Genomic DNA, 21216 nt, shown 5'->3' with positions numbered 1-21216 from the left:
GACCCAGTCATATCAATTGGGGCAATCGCCATGATTAAAGAAGCCACTGCCATGTCTGTCCGCCAAAACTTGGGGGATCTGCTGAACGGCATTCAATACGGGCACGACCAAATCGTCATCACTAAAGGCGGCAAACCAGTCGCCGCCATGGTTGATACCGCGCTATTCGACAAAATCCGTTTGATGAAGCGTGAATTTGAACGGCTCACCGATGAGCTTGCATCCGCTTACCAAGGCGTGGATGAATACATTGCCCAACAGGAAATTGATGCTGCCATCAAACACGCACGGAAGCGTTAAGTGCGCGCAGTCATTGACACCAACGTTTTCATCTCAGGACTGCTGCTACCCAAAAGCACACCCGGACGTATTATCACTGCATGGCGAACCGGGCATTATTCTCTGGTGCTTTCCGAGCCCATGCTGACTGAAATAGCTGCCGTATTGAGTTATCCAAAGATTCGCAAACGTACCGGTTGGGATAACGATGCCATCAGCCGCTATCTGACCGTCTTGCGATTTGAAACAGAAATTGCGGACATACAACAAACCATTGCTGTTGTTCCACGCGATGCAAAAGACAACATGGTGTTGGCCACTCTCATTGCCAGCGAGGCTAATTGCCTGGTGACGGGCGACATTGACCTGCTCAGTTTGGCTGATACCTACCCGATTTTTTCACCCGCTGATTTTGCGAGCCGGATATTCTGAAACGCTTAATCCGCACAACTCCAACTTTTCACTCCGCACCATTTGCTTGATCTGCATCTCGCGCTTCAGCGCGGCTGACTTGTCGGCGCAGGGTTCGCTATACAGCACTTTCACCGGCGTGCGGCCGCGGGTGTATTTGGCGCCTTCGCCTGCGTTATGTGCTGCAATCCGTTTGTCGAGATCGTTGGTGATGCCACAGTAGAGGGTGTTGTCAGCGCACTGGAGGAGATAGCAGACCCAAACATGTTCCCCCACCCCCACCTTCCCCCGACGGGAGAGGGAGTTTGCGCAGTGAGTGTCATTCATGTTTGCGCAGCCTCAACGCGGTGCCGAGCATCAGCACAAGCAACCCCAGCATCGCCGCATTGCCCCAGCGCACATACGGTGTACTGCCGGCATATCCCTGCACTTGCGCCGCGAGTACACCCTCTTCATGCTGCGGCAGCATGGCCAGCACCTGCCCATCCGTGCCGATGACCGAGGTGACGCCGGTATTGGTGGCGCGCAGCAGCATGCGGCCCGTTTCCAGCGCGCGCATCTGCGACAACTGGTTGTGCTGCGCGGCGGCGTGCGAGTCGCCGTACCAGGCATCGTTGGTCACGTTGACCAGCAGGGTGGCTTGCGGCAGGGCGCGGATGATCTCTTCGCCGAAGGCGTCTTCGTAGCAGATGTTGACCGCGACCTGTTGCCCGGCGACAGCGAGCGGCGGCTGGCGGGCTCCGCCGCTGGCCAGATCGCCCATCGGGATCTGCAACACTTCATTGATGAACCAGCCGAGGACACTGCGCAGCGGAATGAATTCGCCGAAGGGGACGAGGTGGTTCTTGCGATAGTGCTGGCTCTCCGAACTGCCGAGCGAATAGACGCTGTTGTAGTAGCGCCCGTCTTCTTTTTCGAACGCGCCGATCAGGATGTCGCCGCCGTTCTGTTTCACGTGATCGCGCAGGAGGGCCTGATAATTTTCCGGCACATTGTGGCGCAGCAGCGGCACTGCGGTTTCGGGCATCACGATCAAGCGTGCATCGCTGTTTTGCGTCAGGCGGCGATAGGTTTCCAGCGTGCCGATCAATGCGCCTTCCTCGAACTTGCTGTCCTGCGGGATGTTGCCCTGCAACAAGGCAACTTTGAGCGGTTCACCCTGCGGGTGGGTCCATTCGATGGATTGCAGGGCGGAGCCTGCAATCCAGATGCAGATCAACTGGAGCATCGGCATATAGCTGGCTTGTATCCGCAGGTTCTTCCCCCACCCCAGCCCTCCCCCGGCGGGAGAGGGAGCCGGGGCGGCACTACGAATCAGCGATAGCAACAACGCCGCACTCACCGCCACCATGAGCGACACGCCATACACCCCCAACAGCGGCGCATACCCCGCCAGAGGACTGTCCGGCACCTGCGAATAGCCCATCGCGAGCCATGGGAAGCCGGTGAAGATCAGGCCGCGCAGCCATTCGGCGAGAGTCCATAGCGCCGGTCCGAGCAACAGCACGGACGCGCCGGATGCGCGACCCAGGCGTGCCCGCGCATAACCCGCCAGCGCAGCGGGCAGGGAGACCAACGCGGCGAACAGCAACGTGGCCGTCCCCGCCAGCACCGGGTGCATGTAGCCGTATTCGTGCAGCGCGATATAGATCCAGCCGACCCCCGCCGTGAACAAGCCCATGCCGAACGCGAATCCCAGTCCGGCTGCGTGCCGGGGCTGTTCGGCACGGTTCCACAGCCAGAACAGCACGGCCAGCGCAAGCACCGGCAAGGGGAAGAGCGCAAAGGGTGCAAAGCCCGGCACGGCAAGCACACCCGCAGCGAAGGCGATCAGATAGGAATGGGCAATGAATTGCATCACGACAGGCACGCAGCGATTTGATTCGCCGCATTATACGGTGTAACTTCGCGCGGCTTTCCTTCCAACACAAGCAACCCATGCTGGATTTCACCGAATACACCAAGATTTTCATCAGCCTGTTCGCGATCATCGATCCGGTCGGCATCATTCCGATCATCATTGCGTTCACGGCCGGCATGAGCGCGCAAAAACGCGAGCGCGTGGGGCGTCTTGCATCGCTTTCGGTGTTCGGCATCCTGCTGGCCGCCCTGTTGCTGGGCGAAGCGATCCTTTCGTTCTTCGGCATCAGCATCCACTCCTTCCGCACAGCCGGCGGCATCCTCCTGCTATTGATGGCGATCAACATGCTGATCGGCCACAAGCAGGCGCCGGCGCCGAATGAAAACGCGGATACAGAAGCCACCCAATCCATCGCCATCGTGCCGCTGTCCACCCCGCTGCTGGCCGGCCCGGGCGCCATCAGCACGGTGATCGTCGATGCGCACAAAGCGGCCAGCGCCGCGCACTACGGCGTAATGGCGCTGGTGCTGGTCGCCCTGGGCATCACCGTGTGGCTGACGTTCCTGGTCGCCCCCTGGGTATCGCGCCGCTTGGGCAGCATCGGCAGCACCATCGTCACCCGTCTGATGGGCCTGTTGCTGGCCGCCATTGCCGTCGAATTCATCGCGGGCGGGCTGCGCGGGCTGTTCCCCGTACTGGATTAACCATGGAAAAAATACGTTTGTCGAAATTGATGTCCGCACAGGGCCTCTGCTCGCGCCGCGAAGCGGATGACTACATCGCCCAAGGCTGGGTGAAGGTGGACGGCGTGACCGTCAGCGAACTCGGCAGCAAGATCTTGCCGACGCAAAAGATCACGCTGGAACGCGCCGCCCAGACCCGGCAAGAAAGCCAGGTCACCGTGATCCTGCACAAGCCGGTGGGCTACGTCTCGGGCCAGGCCGAAGACGGCCACCAGCCCGCCGTCGTGCTGGTGCGCCCCGAGAAACACTGGAAACTCGACCCTTCGCCACAACGTTTCGAGCCGCGCCACCTGAAAAGCCTCGTCCCCGCCGGCAGGCTGGACATCGACTCCACCGGGCTGTTGGTGCTCACGCAGGATGGCCGCATCGCCAAGCAACTGATCGGCGAAGACTCCAACATCGAGAAGGAATACCTGGTGCGCGTCTCCGGGCGCATCGCAGCGGACGGCCTGGAAAAACTCAATTACGGCCTGTCGCTGGACGGCAAGAAACTCAAACCGGCGAACGTCACCTGGCAGAACGACGACCAGCTGAAGTTCATTCTCAGGGAAGGCAAAAAGCGCCAGATCCGCCGCATGTGCGAACTGGTCGGCTTGAAAGTCACAGGCCTCAAGCGCGTGCGCATCGGCAAGGTAAAGCTGGAGAAGTTGCCGATGGGGCAGTGGCGCTATCTGCGCGCAGACGAAAAATTCTAAGAAAACACTGAACACGCCTGGTTAAGTCGCTCACGCAAAGACCCGAGTCCAGTTAAATCAACCGGCTGGATTCCCGCCTGCGCGGGCATGACGACTTAATCGGCGTCGTTCCTTTATGCCTGGCCCGCGATCGCCATGCGCTCGACCAGCACCGAACCGCACTGGCGCGCGCCCTGCACCTGCACATCGTTGCCCAGCGCGACGATGCCCTGGTACATCTCGCGCAGATTGCCGGCGATGGTCAATTCTTCCACCGGGTACTGAATCTCTCCGTGTTCGACCCAGAATCCCGCCGCGCCGCGCGAATAGTCGCCGGTCACCGCGTTCACACCGTGTCCCAGCAATTCGGTCACCAGCAGGCCGCGCCCCATCTGGCGCAGCAGGCCGTCGAAATCCTGCGTGCCGGGACGAACGATCAGATTGTGCGTGCCACCCGCGTTGCCGGTGCTGTGCATCCCCAGTTTGCGCGCGCTGTACGTTCCCAGAAAATAGCCGCGCAGCACGCCGTCCTCGACGAGGGTGCGGCGCCGAGTGCGCACGCCCTCGTTATCGAACGGGCTGCTGCCCAGGCCGCGCGGAATATCCGGCACATCGTCGATGCGGACGAGGTCTGAAAACACCTTCTTTTCCAGATGATCGAGCAGGAACGAGGATTTCCGGTACAGGCTGCCGCCGCTGACCGCCTGCACGAAATGGCCGAACAGACTCGCCGCCACCGGCGCCTCGAACAGCACCGGACACTGCAGGGTCGGCAGCCGCCGCGCCTTCAGGCGGCGCACGGTGCGCTCGGCGGCGATGCGCCCGATTTCTTCCACCTTGAGAATATCGGCGGGGTGGCGCGCCGTGCTGTACCAGTAATCGCGCTGCATGTTCCCGCCCTTGCCGGCGATCACCGCACAGCTGACGCTGTGGCGCGAGGAGGTATAGCCGCCATTGAAACCGAGGCTGTTCGCCAGCACGAAACTGCCGCTGTTCACATTGACGCTGGCGCCCTCGGAATTGACGATGCGCGGGTCGGCATCAAAGGCGGCGCGCTCGCAATCACGCGCCAGACCGACCGCCTGCGCCACGTCGATCGGCCACGCGTGATACAGGTCCAGGTCGGCCCAGTCGCGCGCCAGCAACGCCTCTTCCGGCAATCCCGCGCAATCGTCCTCCGCGGTGAAGCGCGCGATGTTCAGCGCGGCCTGCACCGTGTCCTGCATCGCCCGGCGCGAGAAGTCCGAGGTGCTGGCCTGGCCGCGGCGCTGGCCGAGATAGACACTGACCCCCAGTCCCTTGTCGCGGTTGTATTCGATGGTTTCGATCTCGCCCTGGCGCACGTTCACGGTCTGCCCCAGCCCGGCGGACACTTCGGCCACACTAGCCGAAGCACCCTGTTTGCGGGCGTAAGCGATGATGTCGGCCGCCAGTTGGCGCAGGGAATCCGGCGAGGTCGGGATGTTTTTCACGGGGCTGGGCATAAAAATTTTCAGTCGGGCAGCTACGGCAGGGGCGCTATCATACCAACATCGCGACAGCCACTCACAGCCATGACGAACACGCCGGACACCGATACAGAATTGCAGCAGGCACTGCCCCCCAGCAAAACCAAGGTAAAGAAACAGATGCACGACCTGCAGGACCTGGGCAAACAACTGACCGAATTGCCGAAGGACAAATGGCGTGCGCTGGACTTGCCCGAAACCCTGCTGGAGGCGCTGACGGAATACAAGCGCATCAGCAAATTCGGCGCGCAGAAACGCCAGTTGCAATACATCGGCAAGCTGATGCGCGAAGTCGAGACCGCCCCCATTCTGGCCAAGCTGGACGCCTGGAACGGCACCTCGCGCGAACACACCGCGTGGCTGCACCAGGTTGAACAGTGGCGCGACCGCCTGCTGGAAGACAACGCCGCCCTGACCGCCTTGCTGGCGCAATATCCGCAAGCCGATGCGCAGCGGCTGCGCGCCCTGATCCGCAACGCGCTGAAAGAACAGGAACTGGCGAAGCCGCCCAAATCCTACCGCGAAATATTCCAGTTGCTGCGCGAGATCATCCCGCAACCATGAACACTCCCGTGTTTCGTCCCGGCGGCTGGCGCCCCTACCCGCACCTGAGGGCTGCGCCCTGCCGTGTCCGGGTCGCCCCGCCCAAATCCTACCGCGAGATATTCCAGTTGCTGCGCGAGATCATCCCGCAACCATGAGCCATGTCTTGCCGCATATCACGCTGAACAGCGGCGCCAACCCGCGTTTCAGTGTCATCTGGCTGCACGGGCTGGGTGCCAGCGGCGAGGATTTTGTGCCGGTCGCGCAGGAGCTGCATTTGCCGCAGGCGGTGCGCTTCATCTTCCCGCATGCGCCGGCGCGCCCGGTCACGATCAACGGCGGCCATGTGATGCCTGCGTGGTACGACATCGGCAGCAGCGAAATCGATGCGGAACAGGATGCCGCCGGCATTGCCGCGACACGGCACGAAATCGAGAAACTGATCGCACGGGAAGTCGGACGCGGCATCGCGCCGGGCCATCTCTTTGTCGCCGGATTTTCGCAGGGCGGCGCCATCGCGCTGCATACCGGCCTGCATGCCCAGGAAAAACTGGGCGGCATCCTCGCGCTCTCGACCTATTTGCCCCTGGCGGACACCACCCGCGCCGCAGGCGTGAGGCGCGCCCTGGGCACGCCGATTTTCATGGCGCACGGACTGCACGACCCGGTCTTGCCCTGCGCACTGGGCAAGCAATCCGCCGCACGCCTGCAACACCTCGGCTTTACGCCAGACTGGCACGACTACGCGATGCCGCACAGCGTGTGCATGGAGGAAATCCGGGATATCGAGCGCTGGCTGAGGAAGCAGATGGAGATTGCAGAAAACCCGGAAAAACCGTCGGGTTAAACACCGGCGCAAAGATGGGGTTTGTGGGTCGGACTTTAGTCCGACACGGCAGGGGAAACGCCCACAACTTCGTCGGGTTGAAACCCGACCTACAAAGACCGCTTCCGCTAATCTTCGCTGCGGGTGTCCTGCTCCATCATGCGGTAGCGCGCCAGATCGTAATCCTCGCCCTGCTCGACCAGCGCCAGCGGCAGCAGCAGATACTCCTTGTCGTCCAGTTGCATCTTGAGGCTGCGGCTGCCCACGAAGGCATCCTGCTTCATCAGCAGCCATGCCTCGCCGCTGCCGTCATTCGGGCGATTGAGGTACATGCCGATCTGCACGTTGGGAATGTCGGAATTGACCGCGTCGAGCAAGGGCACACCGACGATGCGCGGACTCAACATCTCGATTCCGATATGCAAATTGCCTTCCGGATCACGGCTCAGACGGCGCACGACACACGCCCCCCATTGCGCGACGCCTTCGGGCTGGCAACCCAGCAACGACCCGATGCGAACGCCATTCACCCGCGCTGCCGGAAGCACACTGCGAAAACCGGTGGCACTGATATCCTCGACTTCCCACTGCTCACAATCTTCCGCGCCAAAGCTCAAGCCGAGATCGGAGCGTTCCAGCATCCGGCTGAAGCCGTTGGCCACCTTGAGATTGACCTTGATCTTGCGGCGCGGATTGCGGCGGGCCGGCGGCGGCAGGGTCAGGCTTTGCGACAGGCGCTGCGCGATGTCGCGCACCTGCTCCACTTCGTATTTCGCCCCGTAAAAATTCAATCCATCGGGCAGAATGCCCTTGTCCAGGGTTTTCAGCAGATCCGCCAACGGCTGGCGCAGACCTTGTACTCCAACAAAGCGCAGGGCAGGATGGGCGGTCGCGCCGGCAGTGGCGCGCATGGGCGGCGTCGGTTGTGCCAGATCAAAGGCGAACAGGCCCGCCCCGTCATCGGTACGCGCAACGCGGATGCCGCCGCCCAACGCAACCAGCAATCGCTCCGCAATATGGCTATGGAGCGGGCTCAAACTGCCCACACTGCTGCCGTACCACAAGACCAATACGCCGAATGACTGCGCCACGCTGGTGACAACGCCGGGATACAACAGGAGCGGGGCATCCATGCCATCATGAACTTCGGCCAGGGCGTAATACGCTGCCAGCCGCCGCCACAGGGCCGGATCGACCATGGCATAGCGCGCCGCCGCCAGCTTCAACTGGCCGGTGATCGCATGGATGCCGCGCGCGCACAGCAACGGGATGTCCGCCTTGATCGAAGCCGCCCCTTTCGCCCCGGCGCGATAGCGGGTCAGCACGTCAAAGTGGCACGAGTCGCTGTGCGTGAAATAGGTATCAAGCAAGGTCCACAGGCGGTTTTCCTGGAACTGGGACAGGGTTTGCGGGGCGAAATAGTCGTGCAGCAACTTGCGCAGGTGCACTTGTGCCGCCTGGTCGAACAGGCGCAACACCGCCCACTCGTGATCGAGGCGGAAACTGTCTGCCTGCTCGCGGATCGCCTCCACGCAGTCGCCAATCTCCTGCAACGCTCTGAACGAATCATTCTTTGGTATGTCATCCAGCAGAGCTTGCGCAGACTTCATATCTGCCAACGGATGATCCGATTTCTTTCCAAACAACCCAAGCACTAGGATGCCCTCCCTGGACGATGCTTCCCCGTGCCCAATGTAAGCACAATTTGCCTTGATTGCCTATATGCCAGAAGGCCTATGTATCCGCGCCAATCCGCACGTTTCGACAGATTCCATTGAATCGGGGTGCCAGCCCACGTATCCTCGCCCCATGCCATTTCCCCCCGTCGCAGATGCCTTGCAACACCCCAACGGCCTGCTCGCCAGCGGCGGCGATCTGTCGCCGCCCCGCCTGCTGGACGCCTACCGGCGCGGCATCTTTCCCTGGTTCAGCCCCGGCGAACCCATCCTGTGGTGGAGCCCGGATCCGCGCATGGTGCTGTTCCCGGCCGAGTTCGACTGCTCGCACTCGCTGAAGAAAACCCTGCGCAAAGGCCACTACGAAATTCGCACCGACAGCGCATTCGAACGCGTCATGCGCGCCTGCGCCGACCGCCCCGGCAAAGGCACCTGGATAACCGCAGAAATGATCGACGCCTATTGCGAACTGCATCGCTTGGGCTACGCGCATTCGGTCGAAGTGTGGATGAACGGCGAACTGGCGGGCGGCCTGTACGGGGTCGCCCTCGGCGGGATGTTCTACGGCGAGTCGATGTTCAGCCGCCAGCGCGACGGTTCCAAGATCGCCCTCGCCCATCTCGCCGCGCAATGGCAGCACTGGCACGGCACGCGGGGTCTGATCGACTGCCAGATGCACACCCTGCACCTGGCCTCGCTCGGCGCGCGCGAGATTCCGCGCACGGAATTCGTCGCCCGCGTGCAGGAATTGATAAACTGCACGCCCGTCGCCGACTTTCGCTTCGAACCCGACCTTTTTCAATGAGCCTGCTCAACGACATCCCGCTCTCCACGCTGCAACTTTATCTGACGGCGCCGTACCCGTGCAGCTACCTGCCGCAACGGGAAGCGCGCTCGCAGGTCGCCACGCCCGCTTTCCTGATCACGCCCAAAGTCTATGCGGAACTGGTGCGCCGGGGATTCCGCCGCAGCGGCACGTTCACCTACCGCCCGCGCTGCGACGGCTGCCGCGAGTGCGTGCCGGTGCGCGTCGTGGCGGACGAATTCGCGCCCACGCGCAGCCAGCGCCGCAGCTGGAAACGCCATCATGACCTGCATGCCGAGATCCTGCCGCTCCAGGACAAGGCGGAATATTTCGCCCTGTATCAGCGTTACCAGCAGGCGCGCCACAGCGAGGGCAGCATGGCGGAAGACACGCCGGAACAGTACCGCAACTTCCTGCTGCAAAGTCATGTGGACAGTCTGCTGGTGGAGTTCCGCGCGCCCTTCGACCAGGCTCAGGGCGGGCGCGGCGAACTGCGCATGGTGAGCGTGATCGATGTGCTGGACGACGGCCTGTCCGCCGTCTATACCTTTTACGATCCCGCCATCGCGCAAGCCAGTTTCGGCACATTCAATGTGTTGTGGCAGATCGAGTTGTGCCGCAAATTGCAGTTGCCTTACCTGTATCTGGGCTACTGGATCCGCGCCTCGCGCAAAATGGCGTACAAGCAAAAATTCGCTCCCCTGCAAGGCCTGCGCGATGGCGATTGGGCACTGTTAACCGCAAAGGAAACAACATGCTGATACGCCTCGCCCTCTTTTTCTGCAGCCTGCTCTTGTTGCCCCTGCTGGCACGGTGGCTGGCCGATGCACTACCTGAATGGACCACATTCCCCCTCATGCCTTTGGCGCCGCTGGCGCTGACGCTGGTTGCCGCAATCCTCCTGCTGTGGCTGGCCGACACATGGCAGGCACGAAATGGCGGACATAGTCTGCTGCGTCTGCAGCGCGCCTATTTTCTGGCGCTTGCGGTGGCCGGCGCATTCCTGGGCTGGTTGCTGGCCTGGCTCAATCTGTTCGCCGAGAGCTGGCTGCTCCCGGCCTCGCACGATTTCACCAGCAGTCTGCTGCAAACGCTGATCTTTGCCCTGCTGGCGCCGCTGGTGCTGTTGCTGCGCACCGCCTTCGTAGCGCAGGCCGGCTTGCTCAAATTGCTGACCGGCATGCCTGCGCTGCGGTTCATCTCGCGGCATGCCGCCGCCCACACCCTGTTGACGCTGGCGCTGCTCGGTTTGACCGTGGGCAGCGTCTGGCCCCAATCCGGCTTCTGGCTGCTGTGGCTGGCACCTCTGGCCTTGCTCGTCGCGCTGCAATTGCTGTGGCACGAGAGCACCGTGTTTGACGGCATCCCTCACGGCGACTGGGGGCGCGTGCTCGGGGGCGCCCTGTCCGGTCTGGTCGCCGGAAATTTACTCGTGTTCACCTTTGAACTCGGCGGCGGCACGCTCATCGTGCAGTTGCCGCAGGCCGGGTTCGCCCAGCTCGGTTATGCCCTGCTCGGCCTGCTCTGCCTGCAACTGGGCGATGTCGTCGCCGAATTCTGGCGCGGAAAATCGCGCGGCGAAGTGTTCAAACGCAAACCCTTTCCCATTTCCGTCGTCAAAAAATGAATCCGTATAACCTGTTCCGTCCTGCCCTGTTCGCGCTCGATCCGGAGACCGCGCACGATGCCACGCTCACCAGCCTGAACACGGCGCACTGTCTCGGCCTGTCGCGCCTGATCCCGCAGCCCGCGCCCGATCCGCGCACGGTGATGGGCATCACCTTCCCCAACCCGGTCGGGCTCGCCGCCGGGCTGGATAAGAACGGCGCATGCATCAACGGCCTCGCCGCGCTCGGATTCGGCTTCATCGAGATCGGCACCGTCACCCCGCGCCCGCAACCCGGCAACCCGCGCCCGCGCCTGTTCCGCCTGCCGCAAGCACAGGCCATCATCAACCGCATGGGGTTCAACAATGGCGGCGTGGATGCGCTGATCGAGAACGTCAAGCGTGCCAAATTCACCGGCGTGCTCGGCATCAACCTCGGCAAGAACGCCGACACCCCCATCGAGAATGCGGCGGACGATTACCTCATCGGCCTGCGCAAGGTGTACGAACACGCCAGCTACGTCGCCATCAACATCTCCTCGCCCAACACCAGGAACCTGCGCCAGTTGCAGGGTAGCGACGAGCTCGACGCGCTGCTCGGCCAACTGAAAGCGGAACAGGAAAAACTGGCGCAGCAGCAGGGTAAATATGTGCCGCTGGCGGTAAAGATCGCCCCGGATTTGGATGCAGAACAGATCAAGCAAATCGCCGCCCTGCTCACCCAACACCGCATCGACGCCGTCATCGCCACCAACACCACCTTGTCGCGCGACGGTGTTGAGAATCTGCCGCACGGCAACGAGAGCGGCGGTTTGAGCGGCGCACCGGTGCGCGAAAAATCCACCGCCGTCATCCGCCAACTCGCCGCCGAACTGCAGGGCGCGCTGCCCATCATCGGTGTCGGCGGAATCTTGAAAGGCGCGGATGCGCGAGAAAAAATCGAGGCCGGCGCATCGCTGGTGCAGCTCTACAGCGGCCTGATCTACCGCGGCCAGGCGCTGGTCAGGGAATGCGCGGCGGCGGTCAGGTAGGAGCGTGCCCTGCACGCGAATAGCGGTTTGAATAGCGGTTAAGCGCGCCCTGCTCGCGATCACGATGTAGGAGCGTGCCCTGCTCGCGAATCGCGGCTGAGAGCCGCTCCTACGGGGTGTCGTTCGATCTGTAGGAGCGCGCCCTGCGCGCGATTGCCGTACTACAACCAAACCGCATTCCAGAACGGATAATTTCCAAGGTCGGATACCAGCCCAGCACGCAAGGGATTTGCCACCACGTAACGCGCCACGGCTTGCACATCCTCATCGTTGCGCAAGCCGTGATCGTGAAAGGCCTTCGCCCAAACGGCGCCCGTCCTGCTTAACGCGATGTTCACATGTCTGCCGCAGGCCGATTTCATACGACCTACCACCTTGCTCAACGTATCCCGCTCACCCAATTGCAGCAACCAATGGACGTGATCCGGCATCAACACCCACGCCAGCATTTTTGCGTCGCCTAATAACTCGGCATCTTCAAAACACCTCGCCGCCGTGCAACCTGCCGAAAAATCCTCAAACACTCTTTGGCGTTCGAGTGTGGTTGTCGTAACCAGATATATCCCGTTTGCTATCGAGGCGCGTCCTTTGCGCAATGCGTGATGGCCGGAATGTGTTGCATTTATTGCGGGTGTTTCGCGGGCGTGGCCCGCTCCTACAACTCCTGTATTGGCTAATGTTTCGCGGGCATGGCCCGCTCCTACGGGGATGTGCGTGGTTTGTAGGAGCGGGCTATGCCCGCGAAAATTCACATCATTCATGCCGCCGCTTTCTTGCTGCGTTTAGGCTTTGCGGTGGCTGTCGGCAACAGGCTGGTGAGTTGCTGGTAGCGCTCGAATAAAAACTCCACCCGTTGCGCGTCGTTGGTGAACGGTGCTTTGCGGTAGCAGGCATCCACGGCGCGGTCGAGAGCCTGGTGGGCTTTGACCAGCGCGGGCGGCATGGTGAGCGGGTCGTAGAGATCGGCGAGGGAGGCTGAATTCGCTGCGCTCACACGTTCCCCCACACCCCCGGAAGGCGAGGGGAGCATGAATTGCGCGCGGACATCCAGCACGGTTTGCGCGGCGGCTTCCACGGTGTTGGTAGGAGCACGCCCTGCGTGCGAAACGCTTTCGCGGGCAGGGCCCGCTCCTACAGCGTCGGGCCACGGGAAGTTGTTATAGACGATGCCAGCCGAATAGCGGTAGCGGCTTTCCAACCGACCGCAGGTGTAGCGCACCCATGCCATGTGCATGGTGGAGGTCAGGATGCCGAAGTGGTAGAGGGTGGCATGGGAAATGACTAGCGAGGTATCACTGGTCAACGTGTCTGGGTGCATGAAGCCGATGGGAATGAAGCTGCGCCGTTCCGATGAAACACGCGGTATCAAGAGATAAGGCGCATCGGGAATGTTTTCCACATGAAAGCGCGTCGGGGTCGCTGCCAGTTTCTGCGTGGGCGCGCTCTTGCTGGCAAGGCGTAGCTCGCGCACGGCTTCGACGCGTTTCATCGCTTCCGGCATCCTGCGCAATTCGTCGGGCGGGCAGTCGCCCAGCCACAGACACCAGCGCTCATAGCCATTGATGAATTCATCCGCGCCTATCCAGCGGCGGAACCATTTGGCGGCCTTGGGTTCGTGTGCGAGAAACTCGGCTTTCTCGTCCGGCGCGAACAGGTAGTGGCCGCCATCGATCGGCTTGTTGCCGATGCCGATCTCGGGCACGGCGCAAATCGGGTGCTGGCGGTTGACCAGCACCACGTCCGGCGCGTCCACCAGATAGGGATTGATGTTGCGCGCGGCGACGGCGTGCGCTTCGCCGCGAATGTCTTCGTATTCGTAGAGGGTCTTTTTCGGCTCGCCCTCACCCCCTGCCCCTCTCCCGGAGGGCGAGGGGAGATAAAAGCCGATGATGACGCAATGCACCGCCGCCATGCCGCGCGCTTCGTTGCTCCACTGGAAGGTGCGATGGGCGAAATGGATGTGCATGCCTCGCGCGAGCAGCCATCCCCACAGTACGCCGGCCTGCTCGCCCTGGGTGATGGAGTTGGTAGAGACGAAAGCGGCTTTTGTAGGAGCACGCCCTGCGTGCGAAACGCTTTCGCGCGCAGGGCGCGCTCCTACAGAAACGGGCGTATCTGCGTGCGATTCGCGGGCATGGCCCGCTCCTGCAAAGGGCGATGCATCCGTTATATACCGCGCCGCCTTCACATACCACGCGGCGACAAAATCGAGCAGACCGCCGCTCTTGATGTCCGCGAACACACGCTGCGCATCCTCGCGCTGCGCTTCGTCCATGAACTTCGCGCCGACGAACGGCGGATTGCCCAACACATAGCTGCATTGCTCCGCCGGTAGCACGTCGTTCCAGTCCAAGGTAAGCGCGTTGCCGTTGACGATGTGCGGCGAGGTCTTGAGCGGGATGCGCGCGAAATACAGGCCGAATTCTTCCGACACGCGCACGTTCATCTGGTGGTCCATCAGCCACAGCGCGACCTGCGCGATCTGCGCCGGGAATTCCTCGATCTCGATGCCGAAGAACTGGTCCACGTCCACGCTGATCTCCTGGTGGATGTCGAGGAAGCGCGAACCTGGGCCTGCATGTACGGTGCGCAATACGTCCAGTTCCAGCTTGCGCAGTTCGCGGTAGGCAATGACCAGAAAATTGCCGCAGCCGCAGGCGGGGTCGAAGAAGGTCAGCGTGCGCAATTTCTTGTGGAACTCGAACAGCTTGTTCTTGTTGCTTTTTACGCGCTTGAATTCTTCCCACAGCGCGTCGAGGAACAGCGGCTGGATGAGCTTGAGGATGTTTTCCTCGCTGGTGTAGTGCGCGCCGAGGTTGCGCCGCGCCTTGCCATCCATGATGCTCTGGAACAGCGCGCCGAAGATGGCGGGCGAAATGGCGCTCCAGTCCAGCGCGCAGCAGTCGAGCAGCGCCTCGCGCAGGGCGGCGTCGAAGTCGGCGATGGGCAGCATCTCCTCGAACAGTTTGCCGTTGACGTAAGGGAAGGCGGCGAGCTGTTCGTCGAGATTTTTCGAGCGCACAGGAATCGAAGAGTGATTTTCACGATTGCTTCCTCTTCCGCTTGCGGGGGAGGATTGAGGAGGGGGAGTTTCCGGCGTGTTGAGCACCTGGAACAACAGTGCCAGTTGCGCGCCGAGGTCGGAGCCGTCCGGCGCGGTGCGCTCTTCGATCCAGGCGCGGAACGCGCTGGCGGGCTGGAAGATGCCGGTGTCTTCGGCGAACAGGCAGAACAGCAGGCGCACCAGCAGCACTTCGAGCGGATGCCCCTCGTAGCCCGCCGCCTTGAGCGCGTCGTGCAACTTGCCCATGCGCTCGGCGGCCTTGATGTTGACCGGGTTCTGCGGCGCGATGGTTTGCGTGCGGTAACCCGCGATGAAGGCGAAGTGCTTGATGCGCTTGTGCAGGTCGGCGAGCTTGAATTCGGTCTCGGTGTTTTCTTCAAGATCGTAAAGACGGAAGCGCGCGAAATCGGAGACGAGCACATATTTTGGCAGGTCGCGTTCCTTGATGCCGGGGAAATAATCGAGCGCCTGTGTATAGGCCTTGTCCAGATCCTTGCCGCGCGACTTGTGCTCGACCAGCAGCATGCCTTTCCAGAACAGGTCGATGTAGCCCTGCCTGTCGCCGAGCTTTTTGACCGGCTCCTCGAAGCTGGCGACGCGCTTGCGGTCGATGCCGAAGACGTTGAAGAACTCCGTCCAGAACGGCTTGGCTTCGGCATCTTCCGATGTTTCGTTCTCCCAGCGTTTGGAGAACTCGATTGCTCGGTTGCGGATTTCGTTCCAGGAAAGTGCCATTCAGAACCTCGAATATCGAAGATGCATGAGCGCCGATTCTATGCCATGCAATTCAAGGTTCGTTTGGTTTTTTGCAGGCACATTGGAGGTCGTGTTTCGATCTGGCATGTCGGACTGAAGTCCGACCCACACGGGTTCGCAACAAGTGCCACGACTTCAGGAATTGAGCACGATGCGGTTGCGTCCCTGATTTTTCGCGGCGTACAGGTTGTCGTCGGCGCGATTGACCAACTCGTGCATGGCGGCGGCCTGCCCGCTTTTTTCCGCCACGCCGATGCTGATGGTGAGCGGCACGCGCTGGCCGTCCGGTGCCGCCATGCGCAGCGACTCCACGGCAAGGCGCATGCGCTCCGCCGCCTGGCAGGCGGCGGCGGCAACGGCATCCGGACAGATCACCAGAAATTCCTCGCCCCCATGGCGGCACACCACGTCCTGCGCGCGCGCTGTCTTGCGCAGGGTTTCGGCCACCTGCTTCAGCGCTTCGTCGCCCACCTGATGGCCGAAGCGGTCGTTGACCGACTTGAAGTGATCGATGTCGATCATCATGCAGGATAGCGCCCGATCGCCGCGCCGCGTGAGCGCCCACTCCTGTTCCAGCCGGTCCATGGCGAAGCGGCGGTTGGGCAGCCCGGTCAGCGCATCGGTCAGCGCCTGCTGTTGCAGGCGTTTGTTGGCCGCCGACAACTCGCCGGAAAAACGCACCAGTTGTTCGCGGTCGAAGGCCAGCTCTTCCTGCAACTGCACCACGCGCTGCGCCGCGCGCAGGCGGGCGAAGAACAGCTTGGGCGTCAGCGGTTTCGCCAGGCAATCGTCGCTGCCCGCCTCGAAAGCCTCGACCTGTTTGTCCGGCGTGTACGCGGCCGTCATCACGATCAGATAGACATGCCGCTGCTGCGGCAGGCGGCGCAGTTCGCGGCACAGCGCGACACCGTCCATCTGCGGCATGTTCCAGTCGGCGATCACCACCTGCGGCCGGTGCAGTTCCGCCATCTTCAACGCCTCCGCACCGTCCTGCGCCACACTGACGCGATGCCCGGCCGCAGTCAGCCAATGCTCGACCAGCGCACGCATGGCGCGATCATCCTCGACCAGCAACACGCGCATCTTGTAGTCATGCGGACTGAGCGTATAGGGCAGGTCGCCGTCCGGCGGCAACGTCTCCTCCGCCGGGGCAAACACCAGATCAGGGAGATGCAGGCTGCCCATCCCGAGCAGGCCCACCCATTGCTGCACGTCGTTCTTGCAGACCGCAACCAGCTCGAGCAGCGCCCCCTCCTCGACCGCCAACTCCGCCGCGGCGCGGCGCACGGCACGGATCGGGCGCGGACGCTCCGCGTCATCGGCCAGCCAGGCATCGGCCAGCAGCGCCGCCAGATTGAGGGTGCGCAACAACTGCCATTCGCGCGTGCCTTCTGCGGTCTCGCTTGCCTGCGGCGTACGATAGTCGCGCGCCAACTGCTGGAACATCACCGGAAAATGCATGTCGGCCAGCATCGCGGCGGAGACTTCGGCATGATCGAAACCGAATTGCGCGCGCTCCCCTGCGCGCAGTTGTTGTTCATCGATACCCGCTTGCAGCAGATCGCTGAACGCCTGCGGATAGACGGTCGCCAGCGCCAACTGACCGATCTGCCCGAGCAGGCCCAGCACGAAGATCTCTTCCGCCGCCATCAGCCTGGCCTGTTGCGCCAGCAGGCGCGCGGCGACAGCCGTCAGCAGGGAGTGATACCAGAAATGGGTGTAATCGAAACGGGTGCACGGGCCATGCCGGTAATCGGCCACCAGGGCGATGCCCAGCACCAGCTGGCGCAGCGCGCGCATCCCCAGCACGGTGACCGCATCGTGTATGGTCACCACCGGGCGCGACACCTTGCCCAGCAGGGCGTTCGCCGCCTTCACCACGCGCTGGCTCAACGCCGGATCGGCGCCGATCAGGCGCACCAGGTCGTGGTTGGTCGCACTGTCCTGTCGCGTCAGTTCGATGACCTGCAGCGCCACCCCCTTCGGCGTGGGCAGATGGCCGCTGATCTTCAACTTGTCGAGGATTTTTTTTGGGTCTGACGACATGTTTTTCTCTCTTTTTCTCAAGCTCCGGCAACGGCCACAAGCCCCCTGTTCCGGTTATAAGGATATACCCCGCCCGAAGTTGAAGCGCCCCCCGAACAGGGGCATAATCCGCCCCTCTTTGCACCTTATCGGCACATTTTTGCCATGTCTGAATATTTTTTGATCGTGATCGGCACGGTGTTCGTCAACAACATCGTGATGGTCAAGATTCTCGGGCTTTGCCCGTTCATGGGCGTTTCCAAAAAACTGGAGACGTCATTGAGCATGGGCGCGGCCACCACCTTCGTGCTGACCATCGCTTCCGGCTCCAGCTATTTGGTCAACCATTATCTGCTCGGCCCGGATCTGGCCTACCTCACCACGCTGTCGTTCATCGTGGTGATCGCCGCCATCGTGCAATTCACCGAAATGGCGATCAAGAAGACCAGTCCCGTGCTGTACCAGGTGCTCGGCATCTATCTGCCGCTGATCACCACCAACTGCGCGGTGCTCGGCATTCCCCTGCTCAACGTGCAGGCCAAACATGATTTCATCGAATCGCTGCTGTTCGGCTTCGGCGGCGCGGTCGGTTTCACCCTGGTGATGGTGCTGTTCGCCGGCATCCGCGAGCGTCTGGAAGGGGCGGATGTGCCGGTGATCTTTCGCGGCACCGCGATTGCGATGGTCACGGCGGGATTGATGAGCCTGGCATTCATGGGATTCTCGGGCCTGGTGAAATGATCACCGCGCTGTGGGTGATGATCGCCATCGCGGTGGTGCTCGGCGTGGTGCTGGGCTATTCCGCGATCCGCTTTCGCGTCGAAGGCAACCCGCTGGTGGAAAAGATCGACGCGGTGCTGCCGCAGACGCAATGCGGCCAGTGCGGCTTCCCCGGCTGCAAACCCTACGCCGAGGCCATCGCCCGGGGCGAAGCGGACATCAATCTGTGTCCGCCGGGCGGCGAGGAAGGCATCCACAAACTGGCGGAACTGCTCGGCGTCGAACCGAAACCGTTTGGTGCCGACCGCCAGCCCCGCGCCAAGGCGGTGGCCTTCATCGACGAGAACACCTGCATCGGCTGCACCCTGTGCATCCAGGCGTGCCCGGTGGACGCCATCGCCGGCGCCGCGAAGCAGATGCACACCATCATCGCCGCCGAATGCACCGGGTGCGAACTGTGCGTCGCGCCCTGCCCGGTGGATTGCATCAGCATGCAGCCCATCCCGGAAAAACCGGCCACCTGGAAATGGAAATATCCGGTCATTCCTTTGAGGCAAAAGCAATGAGGCGGCTCTTCAACTTTCACGGCGGCCTCCACCCGCCCGGCAACAAGGCGCAATCAACCGCGCAACCGATCGTGCGCGCGCCGGTGCCGCAGGAACTGGTGATTCCGCTGCGCCAGCATGCCGGCGAAGCGGCCAAGCCGCTGGTGCAGGTCGGCGAACGGGTACTGAAAGGGCAACTGATCGGCGCGCCGGTCGGCGGATTTTCCGCATCCATCCACGCGCCAACTTCCGGCACCGTCAGCGCCATCGACTTGCAAAGCGTGGCCCACCCGTCCGCTTTGCCTGAACTGTGCATCACCCTGCGCACGGACGGCGCGGAAGAATGGGGCGAGCGCCACCCGGTGGATTACCGCACCCTATCGAACGCGGAACTGCAGGCGCATCTGCGTGCGCACGGCATCGTCGGACTCGGCGGCGCCGCGTTCCCCAGCGACATGAAACTGCGCCACGCGTTGCCGGTGCAGACCCTGATCCTGAACGGCGCGGAGTGCGAGCCCTACATTACGTGCGACGATATGCTGATGCGCGAACGCGCGGCGGAAATCGTGCGCGGCGCGGAGATTCTGCGCTTCGCACTCGATGCGCGTGAAGTGCTGATCGGCATCGAGGACAACAAAGCGGAAGCCGCCGCCGCCATGCAGAATGCGGTGAACGCAAGCGGCCTGCCATTCGAGGTCGTGGTCATCCCCACGCTGTATCCCAGCGGCAGCGCCAAGCATCTGATCCGCATCCTGACCGGGCTGGAGGTTCCTTCCGGCAAGCTGCCGACCGACATCGGCGTGCAATGTTTCAACGTCGGCACCACCTACGCGGTCAAGCGCGCCTGCGACGACGGCGAGCCGCTGATCGCGCGCGTAGTCACGGTCACCGGCAATGTGGCGCAGCCGCGCAACTACGAAGCGCTGATCGGGACACGCTTTGCGGAACTGGTGCAGTTGAGCGCGGCGTTGCCGGACACCGACCGCTACCTCATGGGCGGGCCGATGATGGGGCTGGAGTTACCCGCCGCCAACGTGCCGCTGGTCAAGGCCAGCAACTGCGTGATCGCCGCTTCCGATGCGCTGTTCCCGCCGAAGCCGCCCGCGCTGCCCTGCATCCGCTGCACGCGCTGCGCACAGGTCTGCCCGGCGGAACTGCAACCGCAGGATCTGTACTGGTTCGCCCAGTCGAACAATTTCGGCAAGGCGCAGGAATGGAATCTGTTCGACTGTATCGAGTGCGGCGCCTGCGCCTATGTCTGCCCCAGCAGCATTCCGCTGGTGCACTATTACCGCTACGCCAAGAGCGAGGTCCGCGCGCGCGACCAAGAAAAACGCGCCGCCGACCAGGCGCGCGAACGCCACGAGTTCCACCAGCTCCGCATTGAGCGCGAGAAGCAGGAAAAAGCCGGGCGGCTGGCGCAGAAAGAACGGGAGAGCGCGGCCAAGGCTGCTGCAGCTATCCCCGCCCCGGCTGCAGCGCTTAATCCTGCAGCCTCTGCCGACGACACGCAGCAGATGCGCATCGATGCGGCGATCGAACGTGCCAAGGCGCAGGCGGCTGTCACACAACCGAAGAACGTCGGTCATTTAACACCCGAACAACAGGCGGAGATCGCCGCCATCGAAGCGCGCCGGGCCAACCTGCACAAGCTTGCCGCCGATGCCGGTGCGGACGACGAGCCGCCGAAATCGAGTTAAAAAATCATTGCGCCACAGATGAACACGGATGAAACACGGATGAATCTTTTAGCTCACGAAGCTTTGACTCAGGAGATAATCGGTGCATCGTTTGAGGTGCATAACACGTTGGGATATGGCTTTCTGGAGCGTGTGTACCAGAAAGCGTTGCAAGCCGAACTGGCTGCACGCGGCATCGAAGCCGAAATTGAACATCCGATAGGGGTGCGTTACAAAGGAATTGCAGTGGGGGAATATTTCGCTGACTTGTTGGTAAACAAAACGGTGATTGTCGAGCTTAAGATTGCCTCCGAGTACAATGCAAAAGACGAGCCGCAGTTATTGAATGAATTGGGTCTTCGTGAAAGAGTGTGGGTAGAATTTAGCATGAAATCCTCTGCAAGCCTTGTGGCATCTGGCAAAATCCGGTCTGCACCTGTCGCGGGAAACGGGAGGATTTCTCA

The 21216-nt window shown here is 62.1% G+C and carries 22 protein-coding genes; 15 read left to right on the top strand and 7 right to left on the bottom strand.

The features are described from left to right. Positions 1-30 precede the first annotated feature (30 nt). The gene (locus ACKTSJ_RS00110; protein WP_407896164.1) at positions 31-300 is read left to right on the top strand and encodes a type II toxin-antitoxin system prevent-host-death family antitoxin; all 270 of its coding nucleotides are present in this window, start codon (positions 31-33) and stop codon (positions 298-300) included. Next, positions 301-711, top strand: coding sequence for a putative toxin-antitoxin system toxin component, PIN family (locus ACKTSJ_RS00105; RefSeq protein ID WP_407896162.1), 411 nt, complete (start codon positions 301-303; stop codon positions 709-711). Here ACKTSJ_RS00105 and ACKTSJ_RS00100 read toward each other — a convergent pair. Both ACKTSJ_RS00100 and lnt read right to left on the bottom strand, forming a co-directional pair. Then, entirely contained in the window at positions 679-966 is a 288-nt protein-coding gene (locus ACKTSJ_RS00100) for a GIY-YIG nuclease family protein (RefSeq protein ID WP_407896161.1), read from the bottom strand. The genes ACKTSJ_RS00105 and ACKTSJ_RS00100 overlap by 33 nt on opposite strands. A 43-nt stretch (positions 967-1009) precedes the next feature. After that, on the bottom strand, positions 1010-2548 hold the full coding sequence (lnt, locus tag ACKTSJ_RS00095) for an apolipoprotein N-acyltransferase (protein ID WP_407896159.1): 1539 nt from the start codon (positions 2546-2548) through the stop codon (positions 1010-1012). An 80-nt stretch (positions 2549-2628) separates the two neighbouring features. On the opposite strand from lnt, the gene ACKTSJ_RS00090 reads away from it, so the two are divergent. Both ACKTSJ_RS00090 and ACKTSJ_RS00085 read left to right on the top strand, forming a co-directional pair. After that, entirely contained in the window at positions 2629-3255 is a 627-nt protein-coding gene (locus ACKTSJ_RS00090; protein ID WP_407896157.1) for a MarC family protein, read from the top strand. Positions 3256-3257: 2 nt separating this feature from the next. Further along, complete coding sequence (locus ACKTSJ_RS00085; RefSeq protein ID WP_407896156.1) at positions 3258-3989, top strand: pseudouridine synthase; 732 nt, start codon at positions 3258-3260, stop codon at positions 3987-3989. A 113-nt stretch (positions 3990-4102) separates the two neighbouring features. Here ACKTSJ_RS00085 and pmbA read toward each other — a convergent pair whose 3' ends face one another. Continuing rightward, entirely contained in the window at positions 4103-5452 is a 1350-nt protein-coding gene (gene pmbA / locus ACKTSJ_RS00080; protein ID WP_407896154.1) for a metalloprotease PmbA, read from the bottom strand. A gap of 69 nt (positions 5453-5521) precedes the next feature. Between pmbA and yjgA the strand changes: the two genes are divergently transcribed. Genes yjgA through ACKTSJ_RS00065 form a run of 3 tightly spaced genes read left to right on the top strand, consistent with a single transcriptional unit; the run spans position 5522 to position 6866 of the window. Further along, positions 5522-6040 (top strand): ribosome biogenesis factor YjgA, encoded by a 519-nt coding sequence (gene yjgA, locus ACKTSJ_RS00075; RefSeq protein ID WP_407896152.1) that lies wholly within the window; start codon positions 5522-5524, stop codon positions 6038-6040. Beyond that, positions 6037-6177, top strand: a complete 141-nt coding sequence (locus ACKTSJ_RS00070) for a hypothetical protein (RefSeq protein ID WP_407896150.1) — start codon at positions 6037-6039, stop codon at positions 6175-6177. Before yjgA ends, ACKTSJ_RS00070 begins: the two co-directional genes overlap by 4 nt. Next, positions 6174-6866, top strand: a complete 693-nt coding sequence (locus ACKTSJ_RS00065) for an alpha/beta hydrolase (RefSeq protein ID WP_407896149.1) — start codon at positions 6174-6176, stop codon at positions 6864-6866. Before ACKTSJ_RS00070 ends, ACKTSJ_RS00065 begins: the two co-directional genes overlap by 4 nt. A 107-nt stretch (positions 6867-6973) precedes the next feature. Here ACKTSJ_RS00065 and ACKTSJ_RS00060 read toward each other — a convergent pair whose 3' ends face one another. After that, the gene (locus ACKTSJ_RS00060) at positions 6974-8464 is read right to left on the bottom strand and encodes a hypothetical protein (RefSeq protein ID WP_407896147.1); all 1491 of its coding nucleotides are present in this window, start codon (positions 8462-8464) and stop codon (positions 6974-6976) included. Between the two features lie 190 nt (positions 8465-8654). Here ACKTSJ_RS00060 and aat point away from each other — a divergent pair, with 190 nt between their 5' ends. From aat to ACKTSJ_RS00040, 4 genes are read left to right on the top strand one after another with little or no spacing between them, the layout of a single operon-like run. Further along, a complete protein-coding gene (gene aat / locus ACKTSJ_RS00055; protein ID WP_407896146.1) occupies positions 8655-9326 on the top strand; it encodes a leucyl/phenylalanyl-tRNA--protein transferase in 672 nt (223 codons plus the stop codon). Beyond that, a complete protein-coding gene (locus ACKTSJ_RS00050) occupies positions 9323-10087 on the top strand; it encodes an arginyltransferase (protein WP_407896145.1) in 765 nt (254 codons plus the stop codon). Before aat ends, ACKTSJ_RS00050 begins: the two co-directional genes overlap by 4 nt. Then, positions 10081-10953 carry a hypothetical protein gene (locus ACKTSJ_RS00045; RefSeq protein WP_407896143.1) on the top strand — a complete coding sequence of 291 codons (873 nt, stop codon included), beginning with the start codon at positions 10081-10083 and terminating at the stop codon, positions 10951-10953. The genes ACKTSJ_RS00050 and ACKTSJ_RS00045 overlap by 7 nt, the downstream gene beginning before the upstream one ends. Next, on the top strand, positions 10950-11963 hold the full coding sequence (locus ACKTSJ_RS00040; RefSeq protein WP_407896142.1) for a quinone-dependent dihydroorotate dehydrogenase: 1014 nt from the start codon (positions 10950-10952) through the stop codon (positions 11961-11963). Before ACKTSJ_RS00045 ends, ACKTSJ_RS00040 begins: the two co-directional genes overlap by 4 nt. Before the next feature lie 161 nt (positions 11964-12124). On the opposite strand, the gene ACKTSJ_RS00035 is transcribed toward ACKTSJ_RS00040, so the two are convergent. From ACKTSJ_RS00035 to ACKTSJ_RS00025, 3 genes are all read right to left on the bottom strand, one after another. After that, a complete protein-coding gene (locus ACKTSJ_RS00035; protein WP_407896140.1) occupies positions 12125-12724 on the bottom strand; it encodes an REP-associated tyrosine transposase in 600 nt (199 codons plus the stop codon). Then, a complete protein-coding gene (locus ACKTSJ_RS00030; protein ID WP_407896139.1) occupies positions 12721-15762 on the bottom strand; it encodes a class I SAM-dependent DNA methyltransferase in 3042 nt (1013 codons plus the stop codon). Before ACKTSJ_RS00030 ends, ACKTSJ_RS00035 begins: the two co-directional genes overlap by 4 nt. Before the next feature lie 156 nt (positions 15763-15918). Then, positions 15919-17829: a diguanylate cyclase gene (locus ACKTSJ_RS00025; RefSeq protein ID WP_407896137.1), complete on the bottom strand. Its 1911-nt coding sequence runs from the start codon at positions 17827-17829 to the stop codon at positions 15919-15921. 144 nt (positions 17830-17973) lie between these two features. On the opposite strand from ACKTSJ_RS00025, the gene rsxA reads away from it, so the two are divergent. The 4 genes from rsxA to ACKTSJ_RS00005 form a co-directional block, all read left to right on the top strand. Continuing rightward, positions 17974-18549, top strand: a complete 576-nt coding sequence (gene rsxA, locus ACKTSJ_RS00020; protein ID WP_407896135.1) for an electron transport complex subunit RsxA — start codon at positions 17974-17976, stop codon at positions 18547-18549. After that, positions 18546-19094, top strand: a complete 549-nt coding sequence (rsxB, locus tag ACKTSJ_RS00015) for an electron transport complex subunit RsxB (protein ID WP_407896133.1) — start codon at positions 18546-18548, stop codon at positions 19092-19094. The genes rsxA and rsxB overlap by 4 nt, the downstream gene beginning before the upstream one ends. Continuing rightward, positions 19091-20773 carry an electron transport complex subunit RsxC gene (gene rsxC, locus ACKTSJ_RS00010; RefSeq protein WP_407896131.1) on the top strand — a complete coding sequence of 561 codons (1683 nt, stop codon included), beginning with the start codon at positions 19091-19093 and terminating at the stop codon, positions 20771-20773. Before rsxB ends, rsxC begins: the two co-directional genes overlap by 4 nt. Positions 20774-20791: 18 nt before the next feature. Then, a partial coding sequence (locus ACKTSJ_RS00005; protein WP_407896129.1) for a GxxExxY protein occupies positions 20792-21216 on the top strand: 425 nt, incomplete at its 3' end.

Origin of the sequence: Ferrigenium sp. UT5 (assembly GCF_045866295.1) — a bacterium.
Taxonomy (GTDB): Bacteria; Pseudomonadota; Gammaproteobacteria; order Burkholderiales; family Gallionellaceae; genus Sideroxyarcus.
This window is presented reverse-complemented; position numbering and strand designations above follow the sequence as displayed.

What these genes read in the sequence shown, in the direction of transcription:
- ACKTSJ_RS00110 (WP_407896164.1), top strand. Translation starts at nt 31, where the DNA reads ATGATTAAAGAAGCCACTGCCATGTCTGTCCGCCAAAACTTGGGGGAT.
- ACKTSJ_RS00030 (WP_407896139.1), bottom strand. Translation starts at nt 15,762, where the DNA reads ATGGCACTTTCCTGGAACGAAATCCGCAACCGAGCAATCGAGTTCTCC.
- ACKTSJ_RS00090 (WP_407896157.1), top strand. Translation starts at nt 2,629, where the DNA reads ATGCTGGATTTCACCGAATACACCAAGATTTTCATCAGCCTGTTCGCG.
- ACKTSJ_RS00065 (WP_407896149.1), top strand. Translation starts at nt 6,174, where the DNA reads ATGAGCCATGTCTTGCCGCATATCACGCTGAACAGCGGCGCCAACCCG.
- ACKTSJ_RS00025 (WP_407896137.1), bottom strand. Translation starts at nt 17,829, where the DNA reads ATGTCGTCAGACCCAAAAAAAATCCTCGACAAGTTGAAGATCAGCGGC.
- ACKTSJ_RS00085 (WP_407896156.1), top strand. Translation starts at nt 3,258, where the DNA reads ATGGAAAAAATACGTTTGTCGAAATTGATGTCCGCACAGGGCCTCTGC.
- lnt (WP_407896159.1), bottom strand. Translation starts at nt 2,548, where the DNA reads ATGCAATTCATTGCCCATTCCTATCTGATCGCCTTCGCTGCGGGTGTG.
- rsxA (WP_407896135.1), top strand. Translation starts at nt 17,974, where the DNA reads ATGTCTGAATATTTTTTGATCGTGATCGGCACGGTGTTCGTCAACAAC.
- ACKTSJ_RS00050 (WP_407896145.1), top strand. Translation starts at nt 9,323, where the DNA reads ATGAGCCTGCTCAACGACATCCCGCTCTCCACGCTGCAACTTTATCTG.
- aat (WP_407896146.1), top strand. Translation starts at nt 8,655, where the DNA reads ATGCCATTTCCCCCCGTCGCAGATGCCTTGCAACACCCCAACGGCCTG.
- rsxC (WP_407896131.1), top strand. Translation starts at nt 19,091, where the DNA reads ATGAGGCGGCTCTTCAACTTTCACGGCGGCCTCCACCCGCCCGGCAAC.
- pmbA (WP_407896154.1), bottom strand. Translation starts at nt 5,452, where the DNA reads ATGCCCAGCCCCGTGAAAAACATCCCGACCTCGCCGGATTCCCTGCGC.
- ACKTSJ_RS00035 (WP_407896140.1), bottom strand. Translation starts at nt 12,724, where the DNA reads ATGAATGATGTGAATTTTCGCGGGCATAGCCCGCTCCTACAAACCACG.
- ACKTSJ_RS00040 (WP_407896142.1), top strand. Translation starts at nt 10,950, where the DNA reads ATGAATCCGTATAACCTGTTCCGTCCTGCCCTGTTCGCGCTCGATCCG.
- yjgA (WP_407896152.1), top strand. Translation starts at nt 5,522, where the DNA reads ATGACGAACACGCCGGACACCGATACAGAATTGCAGCAGGCACTGCCC.
- ACKTSJ_RS00070 (WP_407896150.1), top strand. Translation starts at nt 6,037, where the DNA reads ATGAACACTCCCGTGTTTCGTCCCGGCGGCTGGCGCCCCTACCCGCAC.
- ACKTSJ_RS00045 (WP_407896143.1), top strand. Translation starts at nt 10,081, where the DNA reads ATGCTGATACGCCTCGCCCTCTTTTTCTGCAGCCTGCTCTTGTTGCCC.
- rsxB (WP_407896133.1), top strand. Translation starts at nt 18,546, where the DNA reads ATGATCACCGCGCTGTGGGTGATGATCGCCATCGCGGTGGTGCTCGGC.